Genomic DNA, 2,605 nt, shown 5'->3' with positions numbered 1-2,605 from the left:
AAATATGCCTTGCCTCGTTGTGAGATCTGGATCATCACAAAGCCCTCGCGCGCTTCTCTGGCAGCTGGTTGAAGGTGATCAGGAGCAAGCCCACCCAATTGCGGTCGCTTTCCCTGCGAGATCTGAAGCGATCGACGCACTTCTTGGAACAAAGAGACGTTCGCCACGAGTAGTGCCGGACCAGACCAAACTTGCCGTCACAAACTGCGCATCGCGCGGCATTTCCAGATCTAAGACTTTGGGAGCAGTTTGGCATTGTAGTCTCCTCTTGGCTTTGTCGCAGCTATTCTTCGATCGTCCTTTTTTCACAATCGCACTTCATGAGTTCGTGCGCCTTTCCGACGCATGCAGCCTAGGATGATCGCGATCAGCAACTCAATTGAACGTCAGTAGTCGTCCCGTCATCTAAATGGTGTCACGGAACGATACGAAGGTTTAAGGCACTCCCCTTAAAGCCGAGCATTTCCGCAATGGGGTCAGTAGCCGACGTTGCCCGCAGGGCCTCTGATAATCAGCTATGGGCCAAAGGCTCGGCGTAGCGCGTCCGGGCGAGCTCGAATCGAGTTGCGGGTCGGAGGAGTCGGCTTCGTGCCACCACCGGACCTGAGTGTGCAAGAACAACTCTGTCGTTACCCGCGCAATGCAATTCCGTATGTCGAAGTATGCCTTGGCAGAAAATGCCGAGGTCACGTTCCAGGGGTACTGCACAACTTCGTGCTTCTCCGCATCCCACCGCAGCAAACGCGGTGACAGTTGCGGGCGGCACTGGGCGAGATTGCAGACTGTGCGGCCTTCAAGGTGGCATGTGCTGACACTCCCAACACTTGGCGATGTCGCGCCCGTCGTGTATCAGAAGCACTCGCATGCTTCTTGATCAGCATTGGATCCGCTTTGACCCAAAGCCCTGCCATAAAGCCTTTTATCGAAGTCCTTTCCGGACAACGACAGCCAATTCCCCCAATCTGGATGTTGCGGCAGGCCGGCCGCTATTTGCCGGAATATCGGCAATTGCGCGCCAAGGCGGGAAGTTTTCTCGATCTCTGCTTCACGCCGGAATATGCCACTGAGGTCACCCTGCAGCCGATCCGCCGCTTCAATTTCGACGCCGCGATTATCTTTTCCGATATTCTGGTCATCCCCTACGCGCTCGGCCGCGAGGTGCGCTTCGAGGAGCGTGAAGGTCCACGGCTCGATCCCCTGGACACGCCGGAAAAGGCCCGCGCGCTTTCAACGCAAGCCGATTTTGTGAAACTCGAACCGATCTATGAAGCGTTGCGGCGGGTGCGCCGCGAGCTCGATCCGACGACTGCGCTGATCGGCTTTTGCGGCGCACCGTGGACGGTTGCGACCTATATGGTGGCCGGACAGGGTACGCCCGACCAAGCGCCGGCGCGGATGATGGCCTATCAGCATCCGGATGCCTTCGCCCGGATCATCGACGTGTTGATCGAGAACTCGATCCAATATCTGCTCGGACAGCTCGCGGCCGGCGCCGACGCCTTGCAGATTTTCGACACCTGGGCCGGCGTTCTGCCGCCTCGGGAGTTCGAACGCTGGTCGATCGAACCGGCGCGCCGCATCGTTGCGGGCGTGCGGGCGAAGGCACCGGGCGCCAAGATCATCGGATTTCCTCGCGGCGCCGGCGCACTGTTGCCCTCGTATGTCGAAGCAACCGGCGTCAACGCCGCCAGCATTGACTGGGCCGCAGAGCCTTCATTGATCCGTGAACGCGTGCAGAACCGCGCCGCCATTCAGGGCAATCTCGATCCGCTGGTCCTGATCGCCGGCGGCGCGGCGCTCGATCGCGCGGTCGACGACGTGCTTTCCGATTATGCCAAGGGACGGCTGATCTTCAATCTCGGTCACGGGATCTTGCCGGAGACGCCGATCGCCCATGTCGAGCAGATGCTGAAACGGGTGCGGGCATACAAGAACTGAGCTTCGCGACAATCAAACCAGCCGACCGCGCTCGATGATGTCGGCCGCGCCTTTTGCAGCAGCTCAAACCCGGCGGCGCGGCCGAGCTCGCGCGGAGCTGTCGGCAGGTCCGGAACGCGATGCTTCGATGAACACACCTCCCGCATGATCGAGCACGGTCGCTGACATCCGCTCGCCCGCAATAGTGGAAAACTCCGGCGACCGGCGAATTTGCAGTGACCATTGAGCACCCAGAGTACTTCGCGCTCGGCATTGGCCCATCGATGCGCCGTCTGATCGCCGATCGGCGCAAGAAACTGCCGCGTTGGTCAATCCCGCGCGACCCATTCGACCGCGCGACGATGCCGTGCCCCGCCGCGGGCTGCATCTCCTGAGGTGAACACTCATGGGCGATGCGATCGGAGACCGACGCTCTCGAGTCCCGAGCGCGCCATGATCAGTGCATCCGCAGGGCCGACCGCGCCGCCGTCCGGCAGCCGCTGCTTTTCCGAATGATCGAGCTTGCAGATGCGGGTGTCGGCGGGCGCCGTGAAAATGAATCACCTCGATGTCGGGAAACAGCTGACGCGCGTAAGCCGCGACCACCGAGTTGGTGCCGACCTTGAACCCGTTGCCGTGGATACGTTTGATCTCGGCAAAGCGAAACGCCCGGCCGCAGCACCAGCAC

Annotated in this window: 1 protein-coding gene and 1 pseudogene; one reads left to right on the top strand and one right to left on the bottom strand. The window is 60.6% G+C overall.

From position 1 onward, the window contains the following. Nucleotides 1-891: 891 nt before the first annotated feature. Nucleotides 892-1,938 carry a uroporphyrinogen decarboxylase gene (gene hemE / locus SO140_RS45590; RefSeq protein WP_498544164.1) on the top strand — a complete coding sequence of 349 codons (1,047 nt, stop codon included), beginning with the start codon at nucleotides 892-894 and terminating at the stop codon, nucleotides 1,936-1,938. Between the two features lie 12 nt (nucleotides 1,939-1,950). On the opposite strand, the pseudogene SO140_RS45585 reads toward hemE, so the two are convergent. Then, nucleotides 1,951-2,605, bottom strand: a pseudogene (locus SO140_RS45585) (type 2 periplasmic-binding domain-containing protein); the annotation flags it as partial.

The organism is Bradyrhizobium sp. UFLA05-108 (assembly GCF_059803455.1).
This window is presented reverse-complemented; position numbering and strand designations above follow the sequence as displayed.